Origin of the sequence: Nocardia sp. NPDC060255, assembly GCF_042727395.1 — a bacterium.
Lineage (GTDB): Bacteria > Actinomycetota > Actinomycetes > Mycobacteriales > Mycobacteriaceae > Nocardia.
On sequence record NZ_JBHXAU010000013.1, the window covers coordinates 215,191 to 231,900 of the forward strand.

At 68.5% G+C, this 16,710-nt stretch carries 17 protein-coding genes and 2 tRNA genes; 12 read left to right on the plus strand and 7 right to left on the minus strand.

Annotation, left to right across the window (positions count from 1 at the left end):
* Positions 1–175 precede the first annotated feature (175 nt).
* The 10 genes from ACFWF1_RS24295 to ACFWF1_RS24340 all read left to right on the plus strand — a co-directional run bounded on the left by ACFWF1_RS24295 (position 176) and on the right by ACFWF1_RS24340 (position 10,034).
* On the plus strand, positions 176–1,189 hold the full coding sequence (locus tag ACFWF1_RS24295) for a hypothetical protein (RefSeq protein WP_379286336.1): 1,014 nt from the start codon (positions 176–178) through the stop codon (positions 1,187–1,189).
* Entirely contained in the window at positions 1,186–2,232 is a 1,047-nt protein-coding gene (locus ACFWF1_RS24300; protein WP_379286335.1) for a hypothetical protein, read from the plus strand. The genes ACFWF1_RS24295 and ACFWF1_RS24300 overlap by 4 nt, the downstream gene beginning before the upstream one ends.
* A gap of 50 nt (positions 2,233–2,282) precedes the next feature.
* Positions 2,283–3,098, plus strand: coding sequence for a hypothetical protein (locus ACFWF1_RS24305; protein WP_379286334.1), 816 nt, complete (start codon positions 2,283–2,285; stop codon positions 3,096–3,098).
* 22 nt (positions 3,099–3,120) lie between these two features.
* Positions 3,121–4,077 (plus strand): hypothetical protein, encoded by a 957-nt coding sequence (locus ACFWF1_RS24310; protein WP_379286332.1) that lies wholly within the window; start codon positions 3,121–3,123, stop codon positions 4,075–4,077.
* Positions 4,078–4,291: 214 nt separating this feature from the next.
* Entirely contained in the window at positions 4,292–5,791 is a 1,500-nt protein-coding gene (locus ACFWF1_RS24315; RefSeq protein ID WP_379286330.1) for a CoA-acylating methylmalonate-semialdehyde dehydrogenase, read from the plus strand.
* 3 nt (positions 5,792–5,794) lie between these two features.
* Entirely contained in the window at positions 5,795–6,934 is a 1,140-nt protein-coding gene (locus ACFWF1_RS24320) for an acyl-CoA dehydrogenase family protein (protein WP_379286328.1), read from the plus strand.
* A complete protein-coding gene (locus ACFWF1_RS24325; RefSeq protein WP_379286327.1) occupies positions 6,931–7,989 on the plus strand; it encodes an enoyl-CoA hydratase/isomerase family protein in 1,059 nt (352 codons plus the stop codon). Before ACFWF1_RS24320 ends, ACFWF1_RS24325 begins: the two co-directional genes overlap by 4 nt.
* Positions 7,982–8,881 (plus strand): 3-hydroxyisobutyrate dehydrogenase, encoded by a 900-nt coding sequence (gene mmsB / locus ACFWF1_RS24330; protein ID WP_379286325.1) that lies wholly within the window; start codon positions 7,982–7,984, stop codon positions 8,879–8,881. Before ACFWF1_RS24325 ends, mmsB begins: the two co-directional genes overlap by 8 nt.
* Before the next feature lie 63 nt (positions 8,882–8,944).
* On the plus strand, positions 8,945–9,130 hold the full coding sequence (locus tag ACFWF1_RS24335) for a DUF6374 family protein (RefSeq protein WP_357386744.1): 186 nt from the start codon (positions 8,945–8,947) through the stop codon (positions 9,128–9,130).
* A gap of 127 nt (positions 9,131–9,257) precedes the next feature.
* Positions 9,258–10,034 carry an enoyl-CoA hydratase gene (locus ACFWF1_RS24340; protein WP_357386746.1) on the plus strand — a complete coding sequence of 259 codons (777 nt, stop codon included), beginning with the start codon at positions 9,258–9,260 and terminating at the stop codon, positions 10,032–10,034.
* Positions 10,035–10,092: 58 nt separating this feature from the next.
* On the opposite strand, the gene ACFWF1_RS24345 is transcribed toward ACFWF1_RS24340, so the two are convergent.
* On the minus strand, positions 10,093–11,052 hold the full coding sequence (locus ACFWF1_RS24345; protein ID WP_379286322.1) for an Hsp70 family protein: 960 nt from the start codon (positions 11,050–11,052) through the stop codon (positions 10,093–10,095).
* Between the two features lie 234 nt (positions 11,053–11,286).
* Positions 11,287–11,829 (minus strand): MarR family winged helix-turn-helix transcriptional regulator, encoded by a 543-nt coding sequence (locus ACFWF1_RS24350; RefSeq protein ID WP_379286321.1) that lies wholly within the window; start codon positions 11,827–11,829, stop codon positions 11,287–11,289.
* A 139-nt stretch (positions 11,830–11,968) separates the two neighbouring features.
* On the opposite strand from ACFWF1_RS24350, the gene ACFWF1_RS24355 reads away from it, so the two are divergent.
* A tRNA-Cys gene (locus tag ACFWF1_RS24355) sits at positions 11,969–12,043 on the plus strand.
* A gap of 109 nt (positions 12,044–12,152) precedes the next feature.
* Here ACFWF1_RS24355 and ACFWF1_RS24360 read toward each other — a convergent pair.
* A complete protein-coding gene (locus tag ACFWF1_RS24360) occupies positions 12,153–13,574 on the minus strand; it encodes a metallophosphoesterase (protein ID WP_379286319.1) in 1,422 nt (473 codons plus the stop codon).
* Positions 13,575–13,590: 16 nt separating this feature from the next.
* Positions 13,591–14,181: a hypothetical protein gene (locus ACFWF1_RS24365; RefSeq protein WP_379286317.1), complete on the minus strand. Its 591-nt coding sequence runs from the start codon at positions 14,179–14,181 to the stop codon at positions 13,591–13,593.
* A 197-nt stretch (positions 14,182–14,378) separates the two neighbouring features.
* On the opposite strand from ACFWF1_RS24365, the gene ACFWF1_RS24370 reads away from it, so the two are divergent.
* Positions 14,379–14,750 carry a hypothetical protein gene (locus ACFWF1_RS24370; RefSeq protein WP_379286315.1) on the plus strand — a complete coding sequence of 124 codons (372 nt, stop codon included), beginning with the start codon at positions 14,379–14,381 and terminating at the stop codon, positions 14,748–14,750.
* 56 nt (positions 14,751–14,806) lie between these two features.
* Here ACFWF1_RS24370 and ACFWF1_RS24375 read toward each other — a convergent pair.
* From ACFWF1_RS24375 to ACFWF1_RS24385, 3 genes are all read right to left on the minus strand, one after another.
* Positions 14,807–14,882, minus strand: a tRNA-Arg gene (locus tag ACFWF1_RS24375).
* Between the two features lie 105 nt (positions 14,883–14,987).
* A complete protein-coding gene (locus ACFWF1_RS24380) occupies positions 14,988–15,698 on the minus strand; it encodes a DUF305 domain-containing protein (protein WP_379286314.1) in 711 nt (236 codons plus the stop codon).
* Positions 15,698–16,627, minus strand: a complete 930-nt coding sequence (locus tag ACFWF1_RS24385) for a DUF3105 domain-containing protein (RefSeq protein WP_379286312.1) — start codon at positions 16,625–16,627, stop codon at positions 15,698–15,700. The genes ACFWF1_RS24380 and ACFWF1_RS24385 overlap by 1 nt, the downstream gene beginning before the upstream one ends.
* Positions 16,628–16,710: the final 83 nt, after the last annotated feature.

Genomic DNA, 16,710 nt, shown 5'->3' on the forward strand with positions numbered 1-16,710 from the left:
TGATGCCGATCACAGCGCCAGGTGACACACGCCCGGTCAATTCAGGAATGTCCGCTATCGGGGTTCCGCTCACCGTGAATGCAAATGGCGACAACCGGTCCGGGCTCGAGTTCCGATGGGACGCGATGCCCTAAATCCGATATCCATCCGCACAAATCCACCAAAAGGACGATCCATGGGACGGAACTCTTATCGGCTCACCGCCGCGGTAGCCGCCCTCGGCCTGTCGGCGTTCGCCGCGCCGTTCGCACACGCCGAACCCGCGCCGCTGAACGGTCTGTTCGCACTGGCGCCCGGCGTCTGCTCCGGCGGTGCGGTGACCGGCAGCTTCTTCCGGATGATCCTGCCGACCGGTGACGCGGGCGGCCCCTACCTGGCGAACAGCGACTCGGCCTGCAGCGATCAGACGGTCACCACACTGTCCGCGGGCAGCGACGGTGGCCTGGTCAGCGGCAGTTATCAACCGCAGCCCGCCGCGGCCTTCGACGGCGCGGGCAATGCGCGGTCGGGCCGGGTCACCACGCCGGTCCGCTTCTACGGCGTCGATTTCGCGACCGCGACCAATCCGACCGATCCGCAGACCGGCGGCGGCACCTCGGTGCCCGAGGTGTACTCCGACGGTGGGCAGCTGTCCGGCGATCTGAGCAGCCTCGGGGTCACCTGGAACAACCAGGTGTTCAACCAGGGCGCGCCGAAACCGGGCGGCGGGCTGCCCGGCAAGACCAGTCCGGTGCGCGGCTCCATCGACGGCTCGGGCAACTTCGTGATCGAGTGGACGAGTCAGATCGTCGGCGGTCCGTTCAACAACTTCACCGGGCTGTGGCATCTGGCCGGTCGGTACCAGGGTGGCGGCGTTACCCAGGCCGCGCCTGCGGCCGCGCCGATCGCCGCCCCACCCGCCGCGCCCGCGGCGGCACCCGCGCCCGGCGCTCCGGCTCCGGCCGCGCCTGCGCCTGCCGCTCCGGCGGCACCCGCCCCCGGTGCCCCGGCGGCTGCCGTGCCCGCCGCCGTGCCGGTAGCGCAGAGTCAGCCCGTACGCACCGATCCGGTGCTCGCGTCCAAGACGGTCGAGGTCCCGCGTGGCAGGCACACCCCGGCGTGGGTGGTGCCGACGCTGCTCGTCGTCGCGGTCGCCGCGGCCGGCGTGTTCTTCAACGCGGACCGGATCGTCCGTCGGCAACGGCAGTGACAGCCGTGTCGGGGCTGCCCACCTATTCGGAGTTCGTCTCGAATCCGGAACCCGCACCGCCGCGGCCCTTGAAGCGCTGGCCGTTCGTGCTGATCATCGGGATCGGCGCACTGCTGGTGCTCGCGCCGATCGTGACCGGCATGTTTCCCCGAGCGGTCAAGGGGGAGGCGATGATCGACGCGTTCGAGCCGTATATGACGCGGTCGAGCATCGATGGGTATCGGCACGATCTGCAAGTGCTCGACGACGCGCGGACGAACGTGCTCACGTTGCAGCGCAACGGACAGCAGCCGGGCAGTTTCGACCGCGTCGATCAGTTCGTCCGCGATTACCCGGAGATCAACTATCACATGTCCGGGATGATCGGCGCGATCGACGACAATCGGCAGAATTACGAAAAGCTGGCTGCGGTACCGCCTTTCGGCACCTTGCCATGGTTGTTCGCGCTGCCCGGCGTGATTCTCGTCGGTGCCGGGGTATTGGGCTATCGGCGCGCGCGGGAAGGCAGGCAGGCGGTGGTCTGGCGGTCGGTCGCCGGGCTGGCCGCGCTCGGGCTGATCGCGGTGCCGCTGCTCGGCGGGTTGTTCCCGGCCTCGCCCGCGGCACAACCGCTGATCGATGACCTGCGCCCGATCCTCACCCACGACGAGGTCCGAAAACTGCAGGGCTACTTCGTCACTCTTGTCGCGGCCGACGGTGAACTCAACAGCCGGTACACCGCCGCCGTCCGCACCACCCATCCGGAGGCCGATCTCACCGGCATCACCACGCTCGAAACCCGTTGGCAGCCGATGACTTCCCGCTTCGCCGCGCTGATCGGTGCGATGAACGACAACGTGCGCAACTTCGATGCCGTTGTCGCGTTGAACGATTCGACGCGCCCGCTCGGCTTCGGTGCGTTTCGCGGTCTCGGCTTCTTCTATCTGGTGCCGGGCATCTTCGTCCTGGCCGCCACGGTGGAGGGCCTTCGATTGCCGAGTCGGGTGCTGGCGCGCGGCGCTGCCTTACGCGGCGCGAAATCGCCTGGCGGAGTAAGGAAATGACACGTAGCCGAACGACACGTCGGGCCGGACGTAGTAGGAGGGGATCCGGGATGAGCGGACGGAAGATGATCGCGGCCACCGTCTTGGCGGCGCTGGCGCTGGCCGTGTCCGGCTGTTCCAGCGGCGACGACGCGCCCGCCTCGACCGGGCCGGAGCCGCTGGTCGGCTTGCTGCGTTTCACGCCGGGTTCGGTGTCGGGCGACAGTGTCGCGGGCACCTGGTTCCGGATGGTGCAGCCGGGCGGCACGCCGGAGAAGGGCCCCTACATGCCCAACGGCGATTCCCCCGCGCAGGGCGGTTCGACCACCTTGCTCGAGCCGGGTACGGCGGGCGGCCTGCGCATCGGCGGATATCAGAGCGAACCGAACCCCGGTTTCGCGCAAGGGAATTCGCTGTCCGCGTCGATCACCAAGCCGACCAAGTTCTTCGCCGTCGAGTTCGGCATCTCCACCAATCCGGTGGACCCGCAGACCCAGCGGCGGGTGCCGCCGCCCGCGGTGACGAACGACGGCGGCAAGTTGACCGCCGACGTGTCGTCCTGGGCGGCCTCCTGGAACGACCAGGAGTTCAACCAGGGCGCGCCGAAGCCGCCGGAGAAGCAGGACGCCCAGGTGGCCGGTGCCGAACAGGTGCAGAAGGTCTGGGACTGGGTGGCCAAGCAGTGGTTCGACAAGCCGACCGCCGATGCCGCCCAAGGGCCTTCGGCCACCGGCACTTACGACTCGAAGACGCACAAGTTCACCCTGCAGTGGACCAGCCTGATCGTCGGCGGGCCGTTCAACGGCTTCACCGGCGTCTGGCACCTGGAGGGCTTATTCGAACCAGCCGCCGCCGCGCCGAATTCGCCTGCGGCCCCGGTCAAATAGACATCAGAAGGAGTATGGTCCGATGAGTTCTCGCACGACGACCCGGCCTGCGCTCGCCAGTGCCATCCGCGCGGTGGCCGCGCTGACGGTCATCGGCAGCGCCGTCGCGGTCACCGCGTTGACGGTGCGTCAGGACGACGACGTCACCAGCGTGGTGATCACCCAGGAGCAGCCTGCCGCCGCCGCACGGCCCGCCGCGCCGGTGGCACCGGCCGAAACCCCGGTGGCACCGCCCGCACCCGTTGCCGCCGCGCCTGCCCCCGCTCCCGGCGGCGGTCCGGCCCCGGCTGCCTCGGTTCCGCTCGGCTCGGGCGGTGCCCCTGCCGTCGTCGCCATCAACCCGGGTACGGGCGCCGCGCCGAACGCCGGTGCGCCCAGCGGTTCGGTGCCGCTGGGCGCGGGCGCGCCGAACAGCTCGGTCCCGCTCGGTGGCGGTGCGCCGAACAGCTCCGTGCCGCTCGGCGGCGCGGGCGGGGCCAATCCGTTCGCCGCCGCCCCGCTCGCGGCGCAGCCCGCGTGCCCGATCGGCTGGCCCGCGCCGAAGCAGCAGGGCGGTCTCGCCTCGCTGATCGGGCTGGCCCCACTGGCGGGCCCGTTCTCCTCGGAGGCCTTCGCGCTCGGCTCGGTCTACCAGCCCATCCTGCAGCTCGCGGGTCCGGTGCTGGCCGAGATCGCCCCGGTGCTCGCGCAGTACCAGCCCGCGATCGACCCGTTCATCACCCAGGTCCAGGGTGTCGAAGCCGTTGTCCTGCAAGCGATCCTGCCCTATTACGGACCGTACCGGGGTCAGCTGATCGCGGCCGAGGGCGAGCTCGCCAAGGTGCTGGCCCCGATCCTCACCAACGCCTACAACAGTGAGGCCGCCTCCTGCTTCGTCGCCTGGCAGGGCCAGATCATCGACCAGGCCAAGGGTGGCCGCATCACCGTCGCCTCCCTCGCGCACCCCGGCACCGTGGTGGAACTCGGCCCCGAGTCCTGACCCCGCGCACCTCCTGTCGCCCCGCGCACGGATGTACCTGACATTCCGTGCGCGGGGCAACAAAAACCGCGCAGCGACGGTCGCCGTGTCGGCGGCGGCGTTGACCCACTCGGGAGTGGAATGGGTCACACTGCGTATATACATGGACGTCCAACTATAGGATGACCGCATACCGCGCTGCGGTGTCATGGTCGGCTATCAGGACGGGACTGGGATGGTTCGCGAACTCACTCACTTCATCGGCGGGCAACACGTCGCGGGCGCCTCCGGCAACTTCGGCGACGTCTTCGACCCGAATCTCGGTCAGGTGCAGGCGCGCGTGCCGCTGGCCAGTAAGGCCGAGGTCGAGGCCGTCATCGCCAATGCCGAAGCGGCGCAGCCGGTGTGGGCCGCGTTCAACCCGCAGAAGCGGGCGCGGGTGCTGATGCGCTTCCTCACGCTGGTGCAGGACGAGATGGATTCGCTTGCGGCGCTGCTGTCCTCGGAGCACGGCAAGACCATCGCCGACGCGAAGGGCGATATCCAGCGCGGCCTCGAGGTGATCGAGTTCGCCGTCGGCGCACCGCACCTGCTCAAGGGGGAGTACACCGAGAGCGCGGGCACCGGCATCGACGTCTACTCGATGCGCCAGCCGCTCGGCGTGGTCGCGGGCATCACCCCGTTCAACTTCCCGGCGATGATTCCGCTGTGGAAGGCGGGCCCGGCGCTGGCCACCGGAAACGCGTTCGTGCTCAAGCCATCCGAGCGTGACCCGTCGGTGCCGCTGCGCCTGGCCGAACTGTTCCTCGAGGCGGGCCTGCCGCCGGGTGTGTTCAACGTCGTCAACGGCGACAAGGTGGCCGTCGACGCGCTGCTGCACGACCCGAGGATCAAGGCCGTCGGCTTCGTCGGCTCCACCCCGATCGCCCAGTACATCTACGAGACCGCGACCGCGAACGGCAAGCGCGCCCAGTGCTTCGGCGGCGCGAAGAACCACGCGATCGTCATGCCCGACGCCGACCTCGACGACGTCGCCGACCAATTGATCGGCGCCGGTTACGGTTCCGCGGGCGAGCGCTGCATGGCCATCTCGGTGGCGGTGCCGGTCGGCGAGGAGACGGCAGATCGCCTGCTGGCCAAGCTCACCGAGCGGGTGGAGAAGCTCAACATCGGCCGCTCCGACGATCCCGGCGCCGACTACGGCCCGCTCGTCGGCCAGGACGGCGTGGACCGGGTGAACAAGTACGTCCAGATCGGCATCGATGAGGGGGCCGAGCTGGTGATCGACGGTCGCGGCGTGACCGTGCCCGGCGGCGAGGACGGATACTTCGTCGGCGCAACGCTTTTCGACAAGGTCACCCCGGAAATGCGGATCTATCAGGAAGAGATCTTCGGTCCGGTGCTGACCGTGGTGCGCGCCAAGGACTACGAAGAGGGCCTGCGCCTGGCCAACGAGCACGAATACGGCAACGGCGTCGCGATTTTCACCCGCGACGGCGATACCGCCCGCGACTTCGCGGCTCGCGTGCAGGTCGGCATGGTCGGCATCAACGTGCCGATCCCGGTGCCGATCGCGTACTACACCTTCGGCGGCTGGAAGCGTTCCGGCTTCGGCGACCTGAACCAGCACGGCCCGGACTCGTTCCGCTTCTACACCAAGACCAAGACCGTCACGCAGCGCTGGCCTTCCGGTCTGAAGGAAAGCAATGCCTTCGTCATTCCGACCATGGACTGACGGATGTTCAACCTCGACGAAGACGAGAAGGCGATCCGCGACACCGCGCGCGGCTTCGCCGACGAGTTCCTCGCCCCGAATGCCCTGGAATGGGATGAGCAGAAACACTTTCCGGTCGACGTGCTGCGCAAGGCAGGCCCGCTCGGCCTCGGCGGCATCTACGTCCAGGAGGACGTAGGCGGTTCGGGCCTGCGCAGGCTCGACGCCGTGCGCATCTTCGAGCAGCTCGCCACCGGCTGCCCGGCCATCGCGGCCTACATCTCCATCCACAACATGGCGACCTGGATGATCGACAGCTACGGCGATGCCGCACAGCGCTCGCGCTGGCTGCCGAAGCTGACGGCGATGGAGCTGCTGGCGAGTTACGCGCTGACCGAGCCCGGGGTCGGCTCGGACGCGGCGGCGTTGAGCACCAAGGCCGTTCGCGACGGTGACGACTACATCTTCAACGGCACAAAGCAATTCATCTCCGGCGCGGGCGCCACCGACGTGTACGTGGTGATGGCGCGCACCGGAGCGGACGGCGCCCGCGGCGTCTCGGCGTTCATCGTGTCCGCCGATACGCCGGGAGTCTCGTTCGGCGCCAACGAAAGAAAGATGGGCTGGCACGCGCAGCCGACCCGTCAGGTGATCTTCGAGGACGCCAGGGTGCCCGCGGCAAACCTGCTCGGCGCGGAGGGTGACGGCTTCCGCATCGCCATGAACGGACTCAACGGCGGTCGGTTGAACATCGCCGCCTGCTCGGTCGGCGGCGCGCAGGCGGCGCTGGACAAGACCGTGCCCTATCTGGCGGAGCGTCAGGCCTTCGGCAAGCCGTTGTTGACGAACGAGGCCCTGCGGTTCCAACTCGCCGACATGCGAACGGAATTGGAGGCCGCCCGCACCCTGCTGTGGCGGGCCGCGGCGGCGCTCGACGCCGACGCGCCGGACAAGGTCGAGTTGTGCGCCATGGCAAAGCGATTCGCGACCGACGCGGGCTTCGAGGTCGCGAACAAGGCGCTGCAACTGCACGGCGGCTACGGTTACCTGGCCGAATACGGCCTGGAGAAGATCGTCCGGGATCTGCGGGTGCACCAGATCCTGGAGGGCACCAACGAGATCATGCGGGTGGTTGTCGCCCGCGCGGTGGTAGGAGCGGCATGACGGAACCGGAAGTTCTGATCGACAAGCGCGATGGGCTCGGGCTCATCACGTTGAACCGGCCCAAGGCCATCAACGCGCTGAATCACGCGATGACACTTGCCATTACCGACGCACTGCGCGCCTGGGCGGACGACGACGAGGTACGCACCGTCGTCGTCACCGGTGCGGGGGAGCGCGGCCTGTGCGCGGGCGGCGACATCGTCGCGATCCACACCGACGCGACCGGCGGTGCCACCGGCGCGGATTCGCCGACCGGCCGCTTCTGGCGCGACGAGTACGTGCTCAACGCGCTGATCGGCCGCTACCCGAAGCCCTACCTGGTGGTGATGGACGGCATCGTGATGGGCGGCGGCGTCGGCCTGTCCGGGCACGGCAGCCACCGGATCGTCACCGAGCGGTCCAAGATCGGCATGCCCGAGGTCGGCATCGGCTTCGTCCCGGATGTCGGCGGCACCTACCTGCTCGCGCGCAGCCCCGGCGAGCTCGGCGCGCACGTCGCGCTGACCACCGCCAGGATGACCGCGGGCGACGCCATCGCGGCCGGCTTCGCCGACTACTTCGTTGCCACCGAACACCTTCCGGGACTGCTGGACACGCTGCGCACCGAGTCGGTCGAGGTCGCGATCGCCAAGTTCGCCACGGACGCACCGCAATCCGGTCTGCTCGGCCAGCGGGTGTGGATCGATGAGTGCTATGGCGCGGACACCGTGGAGGAGATCGTCGCCCGGCTGCAGGCGCACGAGGCGCCGGAGGCCGCCAAGGCCGCCGCCGACATTCTGACGAAATCGCCTGTCGCGCTGAAGGTGGCGCTACGGTCGTTGCGTTCGGCGCGCACCGCGCCGGACCTGGAGACGGTGCTGAACGAGGAATACCGGGTCTCCATCGCGGCGCTGTCCTCGCCCGATCTGGTGGAAGGCATCCGCGCGCAAGTTATCGATAAGGACCGCAATCCGCAGTGGTCACCGGCGACCCTCGCCGAGGTCACCACCGCGCAGGTCGACGCATACTTCGCCGAATTGGGCGATCAGGAACTGGGTTTGGTGAGCAATGACTGAGAAGATCGGATTCCTCGGACTCGGCCACATGGGAGCGCCGATGGCGGCGAACCTTGTCAAGGCCGGATATGAAGTGCTGGCCTACGATCCGGTGCCCGCCGCGCAGGAGCAGGCCATCAAAGACGGTGCCACCGTGGTGAGCACGGCCGTCGAAGCGGCCGACGCCGGTGTCGTGATCACCATGCTGCCCAACGGAAAACTCGTTCTCGACGTGTACGCCGAACTGCTGCCCGCCGCCAAGCCGGGCACCCTGTTCATCGACTGCTCCACCATCGACGTCGCCGACGCCAAGTCGGCCGCAGTGCTCGCCATCGGCGCGGGCCACCGCGCGCTGGACGCACCGGTCTCCGGCGGTGTCGCGGGCGCGGCGGCGGGCACGCTGACCTTCATGGTCGGCGGCGGCGCCGAGGATTTCGCCGACGCGCTGCCGCTGCTCGAGGTGATGGGCGGCAAGGTGGTGCACTGCGGCGGCTCCGGCGTCGGCCAGGCCGCCAAGATCTGCAACAACATGCTGCTCGGCATCTCGATGATCGGCCTCTCCGAGGCCCTGGTTCTCGGCGAAAAGCTCGGGCTGACCCACCAGTCGTTCTTCGACGTGGTCTCCACGGCCTCCGGCCAGAGCTGGGCGTTGACCAGCTACTGTCCGGTCCCCGGCCCGGTGCCGACCAGCCCGGCGAACAACGACTACCAGCCCGGTTTCGCTACCGCCTTGATGAACAAGGATCTGGGTCTGGCCGCAAATGCGTTGCGCGAGAATGGTATCGACGGCCAACTCGGCCTGCTCGCGGCGGAGATCTATAACCGGTTCAACGAGTCGTCCGGCGGACGGGATTTCTCGGCCATCGTCACCGAGATCCGGGACCGGAGCGATCGCCCCGGCCCGGGCGCCTGACCGCGGCACAATAAAATGATGACACGTCTCGAACATGCGTTCGACTCGAGGTATGTTCGAGTCGTGTCTCCACTCTCCCGCCAGGACTGGGCCAGGATGAACCTCGAACAGGTCCGTGACCAACTGCTCGACGCGGCCGCGTTCGGCAAGTACCTGCCGCCCGAGCAACTCGAGAATGCGGCCGGGAAGATTGCCGAGGGGTTGCGGGTCTATACGGAATTGACCCGTGATCGAGGCGACGTCGGCTAGGGATTTATCCAATCCTGTTGTGTCATAACCGCTTTAGTATGTTGTTCGGACGTTGTAGCGGGGGACGTAAACCCACCTCCTGTATCGTCACCGATATTCCTGACCCTCCCGACCTAGAAGGTGCCGAGTGACCGAATTCGAGACGATTCTGCTGGAGCGCAAGGGCCGGGTCGGCTGGATCACGCTGAACCGCCCGAAGGCGCTCAACGCACTCAACGCCCAGGTCCTCGACGACGTCATCGCCGCGCTCGACGAGCTGGAACGCGATGACGAGGTCGGCGCCGTGGTCATCACCGGATCGGAGCGGGCCTTCGCGGCCGGGGCCGACATCAAGGAGATGCAGCCGAAGTCGTACATGGACATGTTCCTCAACGACTACTTCGCGCGCTGGGACCGGCTCGCCCAGTTCCGCAAGCCGACCATTGCCGCGGTGGCCGGATACGCCCTCGGCGGCGGCTGTGAGCTGGCGATGATCTGCGACATCCTGATCGCGGCGGACACCGCGAAGTTCGGCCAGCCGGAGATCAAGCTCGGCGTCATCCCCGGCATCGGCGGCTCGCAGCGGCTCACCCGCGCGGTCGGCAAGGCCAAGGCGATGGACCTGGTGCTCACCGGTCGCAACATGGACGCCGAGGAGGCCGAGCGCGCCGGACTGGTCTCGCGCATCGTGCCCGCCGCCGAGCTGCTCGATACCGCACTCGAGGTCGCCGACACCATCGCGTCGATGTCGTTGCCGGTCACCATGATTGCGAAGGAATCGGTGAACCGCTCCTTCGAAACCACCCTCGCCGAGGGCCTGCGTTTCGAACGCCGAGTGTTCCACTCGCTCTTCGCGATCGACGATCAAAAGGAAGGCATGACCGCCTTCGTGGAGAAGCGTCCCGCGAAATTCACCAACCGCTGATCCTGCCGACGCGAGTTCCCCGGCAGAATACCTATCCACTTAGCCGGGGAAGGCCGCGCTAGCCGAAATGCGCGGGCGACGGTCCGACGATCTCCACCGGTGTCGACGGGTTGCCGTGGCTCGGTTCGGCCGAAGGCCGGTCCATCGCAAGGATTCCCGCGATGGTCGCGCCAAGGGCCGCGGTCACCGCGACGGCGGCGATGAGCTTGCGGCGGTCGACCGGGCCGTGCACCAGCGACGCGGACAGCGCCGCGCCCGCCCGTGCGCGGTGCATCCGCACGTCACCGCCGTGCCGTTCGGCCGCGAGCAGCACCGCGCCGCGCGCCGAGACGTAGTCCGGTTCCGGGTCGTAGATGATCGGCAGGTCGATCAATTCCGCGAGCTCGTCGCGGATGCTCGGGTTGCGGGTACAGCCGCCGAGCAGCACCAGCGCCTCGGGTCGCACGCCGCTCTCCTCGATGAGCTGACGCACGAACGACGCCGAGTGATGGATGCTCGCGGCACACAATTCCGCCAGGTCGCTGCGGGTGACCACCTCGCGGCCGCCGGAGATGGGGTCGATCGCGGTGACCACCCGCTCGCTGCTCAACGCCTCGCGATGCTTGCGGCTGGTCAGCTTGTCGGTCAGCACGCCGCCGCGCGCGAGCTGCCAGCGCAGCAGCGCGTCGTAGCCGTCGCCGCCGAGCACCGTGCTGCGTTTGCCCGCCAGGATGGTGTCGTTGCGGCAGTCGGCGTGCGTGATGGTCAGGCCGGAGGTGCCGAGGTCGTAGAGCAGTACCGAGCCGTCGTCGGGGAGCTGCCCGGTGAAACGGAGATAGCGCAGCTGGGCCAGCGGCTCGTCGACGATGGTGAGGCGGTTGCGGCCCGCGACGGTCCGGATGGCGTCGGCGTGCATGGTGCAGCGGCAGGTGACCGCGGTTCCGGTGACCAGTTCGTCGCGCCGATCGGCGGCGCCGCGCATCTGGCGGATGGCCTCGAAAACAGGTTCCTCGATCCCGCCGCCGGCGCGCCGAGGCACCTGGCAACGATCGATCGGCGGAAGGTGTGGCTGATCGGAATGAGTCAGCATCGCGCGTGCGCCACCAGCGCCCGCCGATACCCCCAAGACCAGCACCATGGTTTACATGGTGGACCCTTTTGGGCCCGCTGCCAAGACAACGGGCCGGAAAATTCGCTAGTTGGATGCCGGACCGTTACCCCGTGGTCAATCCGCGGGTGTAGGGAACCGTCCAGTACGGTCGTCTCGTGTTGGCTAGGTCGCGGACCAGCGCGCCTGTTCGTCGCCGGTGTCGAAGTCGCCTGCCGCGTGTCGGAATTCCGCGAGTAGCTGTAGCAGCGTGTGCAGTCGATCCGGCGCGAGGCCGGGCAGCGCGAAGACCTTCGTGTTGAGTTCCTCGGTGGCCCGCGCGACCAATTCCCTTCCGGCATCGGTGATCTCGATCAATGTCGCGCGGCGATCGGTGGGATGCGGCACCCGCGCGACCAACTGCGCCGCTTCGAGTCGGTCGACGGTGTTGGTCACGCTGGTCGGGTGCACCTGCAGCCGGGCGCTGGCCTTCGCCATCGGTAGCGCGCCGGTCTTGCTGAAGCTCAACAGCATGAGCAGTTCGTACCGGGAGAAGGTCAAACCGGTCGGTTTCAGTGCCTCGTCCACCCGGGCCATCACGATTTGCTGGGCGCGCACCAGCGAGGTCACCGCGGCCATGCCGTCGGCCACCGCGCCCCAGCCGTGGCCGACCCATTGGCGATGGGCCTCCTCGATCGGGTCGAGCGGAAGTGGGCGTGGCCGAGACATGTTCCGATCATTCCATGCGGGCGGGCGCGGTTCGGGGACATCCAGGGCGGCTTCGGATCACAGCGCGCTCGACCGCTTCGAATCAGAGTGAGCGCAAGGGTGTGTCGAGGCCGCCGAACGCGGCACTATCAATCGCGAGGCGGGCGTGGCTGAGTGGTTGAGGCAACGGTCTGCAAAGCCGTTTACGCGGGTTCAATTCCCGCCGCTCGCTCCAACAGGGTTCGAGGGTCGCCTCCGGCGGCAACGCTCGGTTCGGCATACGCCACGGCCGGACCGAGCACCTCGAGCCATTCGCGTCGGCTGGTGCGGCGCGCCGGGACCGGTCAGCCGAGTCCCGAGAAATCACGCAGCACAACGTGATTGCGATCCGCGGTGGTGCCGAGAGTGTAATCCGGGAGTAGGCCGAAGTATTCGGCTCTGGTGGTCGCGCTCCAGCGGCGGGCGGCGTCGGTGCGGGTCTTGTAGAAGTTGAGCATGTAGCCGCCTTCGTACAGGCGAAGCAGGCTGTAACCGCCTGGATATTCTTTCACCGCAGCGACTTCCAGGAATTCGACGGCGCAGGCGGTATCGGGGCGGGTGCGGCGATTGCGGTGGGTATGGCCGCTGTGGTGCAGGAAGACGCCGGGGGAGCGCTCGTACAGTGATTGCAGTTCGGCGCTGTCGCGGCCGTTGAGGACGAAGCCCGGGCCCGCGAGATTGGTCAGGCCCGATTCGATGGTGACCGGGTGGTGGCCGAAGACCAGGGTCGGGCGGTCCGGGTCGGCGCGTAGTCGTTCGGTGAAGAGGTCGAATTGCGGGCGGTCGATGGTGCCGCCGGAACCGTCGAGTTCGCTGGTGTCCAGGCCGAGCAGGCGCAGGCCGGCGGACGCTGATTCGACCAGTTGCTGGCGTGGGAGGAATGCCTCGGCCCAGCAGTCGTGGTGGTCGGCGGGCGCGGGTTGGCAGGCCGCGTAGTCGGGGCCGACGTGCGGGCGATCGTGGTTGCCGCGCACGACGAGGTAGTCGCTGCCCAGCGTGCCCCAAGCGTCGAGTTGCGAGCGGACGGCGCGCGAATCCGCAAGGGACGCTTCGCTGATGAGGTCGCCCGCGATGAGTAGTCGGTCCACAGCGCGGTCCGGGCGGCGGAGGTCGTCCAGCAGGGCGGCCAGCATCACCTCGGGATACGGCGGCACGTCCTGGCGGACACCGGGTGGCAGGTTGGCGACGATCAAGCCGCTGACCTCTTCGCCGTAGTGCACGTCGTTGGCGAGGGCGAGGGTCTGCAGCGGACGGCCGGGCGGTGGCACCAATGTGCTGAATTGGCCGGTGCATTCGGGTGTGCCGGGGCTGAGCGTGGTCAGCGAGAGCGCGGGGATCGCGCGTACGCCGTTGGACCAGGCCTCGAAACGGTAGGTGCGGCCGGGTTCGAGGTCGTCGATCTCGGCGTAGTGGAACGGGGTCGGCTGTGCGTCGGCGTACACCGGAACCGGCGCGCGAGCCGAATCCGCCGGGGCCAGGCGCAGTTCCGCGTCGGCGTCCACCGGCACCAGCCGCCCGGCCGGATCCGGTGTCACCGTTGTCCAGGTCACGATCACCGACCGATCGGTGATCGTGACCACCTCCAGATCGGTCGCGATCAGCGGATTCGGTTGTGCCCGAGCGGAACCCGGCCGTGCCAACGGCAGCAGGGTGGCAAGGCCGATGGCGCCGAGCACGGTGCGCCGGGTCGGCCCGCAGCACGACTTACCGTTGGCTTCCTGGTTCATGCGTGCTGGTGCGGCGTCAATTCTTGCCCGAGCCCGCGGAGCAGACCTTCCACTGACCGTCTTCCTTCTTCAGGTGTTCGGTGGTGCTGGTGTCGGTGTCGGGTGCCTGACCCGGTACTTCGAGGGTGAGCTTGCCGACGATGTGCGCGGTCGCGGTTTCGCCGGTGACCACGATGTTTTCGATCTTATCGATGGTCACCGCGACCGTCGCCGACTCGAATTCCTGCTTCTGTTCCTCGGGCAATGCCTCGAACTCGGCGCGATCCGCCGCGCACGCCTTGGCCGCGGCCGCCCGGAATCCCTTGGACTCCAGCGTGTCGTAGAAGTCGTGCACCGCCACCTCGATCCGCTTGCCGTCGGAGGCGAGCGGTCCCTTCCCGTGCGCGGTCAATACGGCACCGAGCACCACGACGCCGCCGAGCGCGAGCAGCACCACGACCACCAGCCCGACGATGAGGCCGGCCTTGCTCTTGCGCGACGGCTGACGCCCGGGTGGTGGCGGTGGATAGCCGCCCTGCGGATAGCCCGTCGGCGGCGGATATTCGGTGGGCTGCTGCGGATACTGCGGTCCTTGCTGCGGCGGCTGCCCGCCCGGCGGAAAAGTCATCGTCTCGTCCTCCGTCAGCCCCCCTCGGCTCACTCGAAGGTTACGGCAACCGCGCCGCCGAGCGAGCGGAAAACGGCCCCGGCCGCGGCGACGGCCGCGCCGGTCACCGGGTGCACGGCGACGTTCCGCCGGCGGACGCCTATATTGGCCGGGTGCGGGATCACCGCCCATCTTCATTCGTGCAGAAGGAGATTCGGATGCGCAGACTATTCGTCATGTCCGTCCTCGGCGTCGGACTACTGGCGATCGCGCAGGGCGCGGGTACCGCGGGAGCCGACCCGGCCCCCGCCGGGCAGGGAACGCTGCGGGTGCAGGCCGCGACCACCGGGTCCGAGTCGTCGGCTGTCGCGGGCGTCCAGGTCGGCATCACCACCTGCGCGGCAGGCCCGATGCTCACCACCCTGACCACCGGCCCGGACGGCACCGCCACCACAAACCTGGCCCCCGGCTGCTACCTGGCCCAGTTCACTTCGGCATCCGGCTGCGAGCCGAAGAGCACGACCTCGGTCAAGCTGGACGTCATCCCCGCCGCCACCCAGACCGCCGCCTTCCAGGTCAGCTGCGCCTGAGAACCGTTGCGGTTGAACAAAAGAGGCCCCGACCAGCTGGTCGGGGCCTCTTTCGGTGGTGCCCTCGGCAGGATTCGAACCTGCGGCCTTCTGCTCCGGAGGCAGACGCTCTATCCCCTGAGCTACGAGGGCGGGATAGGACTCGAGCGGGGGCGGGGAGCCGCCGATCGGGCGGGGAAAGCGTATCGCATCGGTCGCCGGGAGCCAAAAAGGGTTGTCGGGGGCGGCGGTTGGGGGTCAGTTCGGCGGGAGGGGGGTGGCGCCGCGGGCGGTGAGCATGGTGGTGATGAGGTCGGCTTCGCCGCGTTGGGTTTTGTCCATGGTGTCGGCGAGGGTGCGCACGGCGGTGGTTTCGGCGTGCTGGGCCGCGTATTGGATCATCGAGAGGCCGCCCTGGTGGTGGCGCAGCATGAGTTGCAGGAAGAGGGTGTCGAGCTGCGGGCCGGTGGCCTGGCGCAGCGCGGCCAGCTCGGCGGGGGTGGCCATGCCCGGCATGGTCTGCATCGGGCCGGACATGGTCTGGGTCGCGCCGGCGTGCCCGTGGCCGCCGGGCTGGTCGTTCATCCAGCCCATGTAACCGTCGACGCTCTGCGCGGGCTTGCCCCACAGCTGCAGCCAGCCCTGCATCCGGCCGACCTGGTTCTGCTGGGTGGTCATGATGTCGTAGGCGAGGCGGCGCACGTCGGTGTCGGTGGAGCGGACCAGCACCACGCCCGCCATCTCGACGGCCTGCGCGTGGTGGGCCGACATGTCCTGGGTGAAGCCGACGTCCACCGCGCCGGGATCCGGTTCGGACGAGTTGTTCAGCGGCAGCCGGATCAGCGTGCCGATGGCGACGCCGATCAGGATGGCGCCGAGCACGCCGAGGACCAGCAGCGCGGTGCGCTGGCGGCGGACCTGGGCGCCGAGGCCGGATTCCGTGGAATCCGGCTCGACCTCGGTGGTCACTACTGGCTCGGCTGCGGCTGGCCCGGCGCGGGCTTAGCCGGATTCGGCGCGGGCCGCGGTGCGGGCTGGTTCGGGACCGGCGCGCCGGGCAGACCGGGCAGGCCGGGAACCCCGGGCACGCCCGGCAGACCGCCGGGCATTCCGCCGACCTCGCCCTGATCCTGCTGCAGGCCCTTGCCGTCCATCGGCACCGCGTTCGGTCCGGGCGGCGTCGGGTCGAACGGCGGCGGGTTGTCGGTGTCGAACGCGATCGTCGAGCAGTCCGCGCCGACCTCGGGGTAGGTGTAGTTGTTCAGGCGCAGCGCCGTGATGAACTGGCCGACACGATTGTCGTCGGCGCTGTCCAGCTTCAGCTGATGCCCCCACGACTGCAGCGAAACCGCGTGGTCCAAACCGGGATACGGCGACATCAACGAGTACGGCTTGCCCTGCACCTTGCTCTTCAGCGAGGCGATGCCCGCGGCATCCACCTTGTCCGGGTTGTAGGCGATCCACACCGCGCCGTGCTCGAGCGAGTGCACCGCGTTCTCCATCCGGATCGGCTTGTCGTAGACGACACCGGTGCAGGTCGCCCAGGAAGCGTCGTGCGGTCCGCCGAACGCGGGGCTCTGGTCGTAGGCCACCCGCTGGGTCGGCCCGATGTGCAGCCCGGCCGGGTATTCCTTCTTGACCACGCCGGGGATCGCATCGGAGGGATCCTTGCGTTCCGCGCTCGGCGTGAACTTCTCCAAGTCCGCCTTCTCCTGGTACTTGGGTACCAGGCTGTAGGCGAGGGCGCCGATCAGTGCGATGATGACTACGGCCGCGCCGATGGCCAGCCAGGGGATCTGACGATTCTTCTTGGGAAGTTGGCCGCGCCCGCCCCCTTTGCGGGACCCGGACAACTTGGCGGCGGCCTTGGCCGATTTGGCGCTGGGACTACTCGGCATCGCTCGTTGTGCTCTCTCGAAGTGATGGATCCGCACGTGCTGTGGATTGCGGACGGTTCCGGCGCAGTGCCCACTCGAGGTGT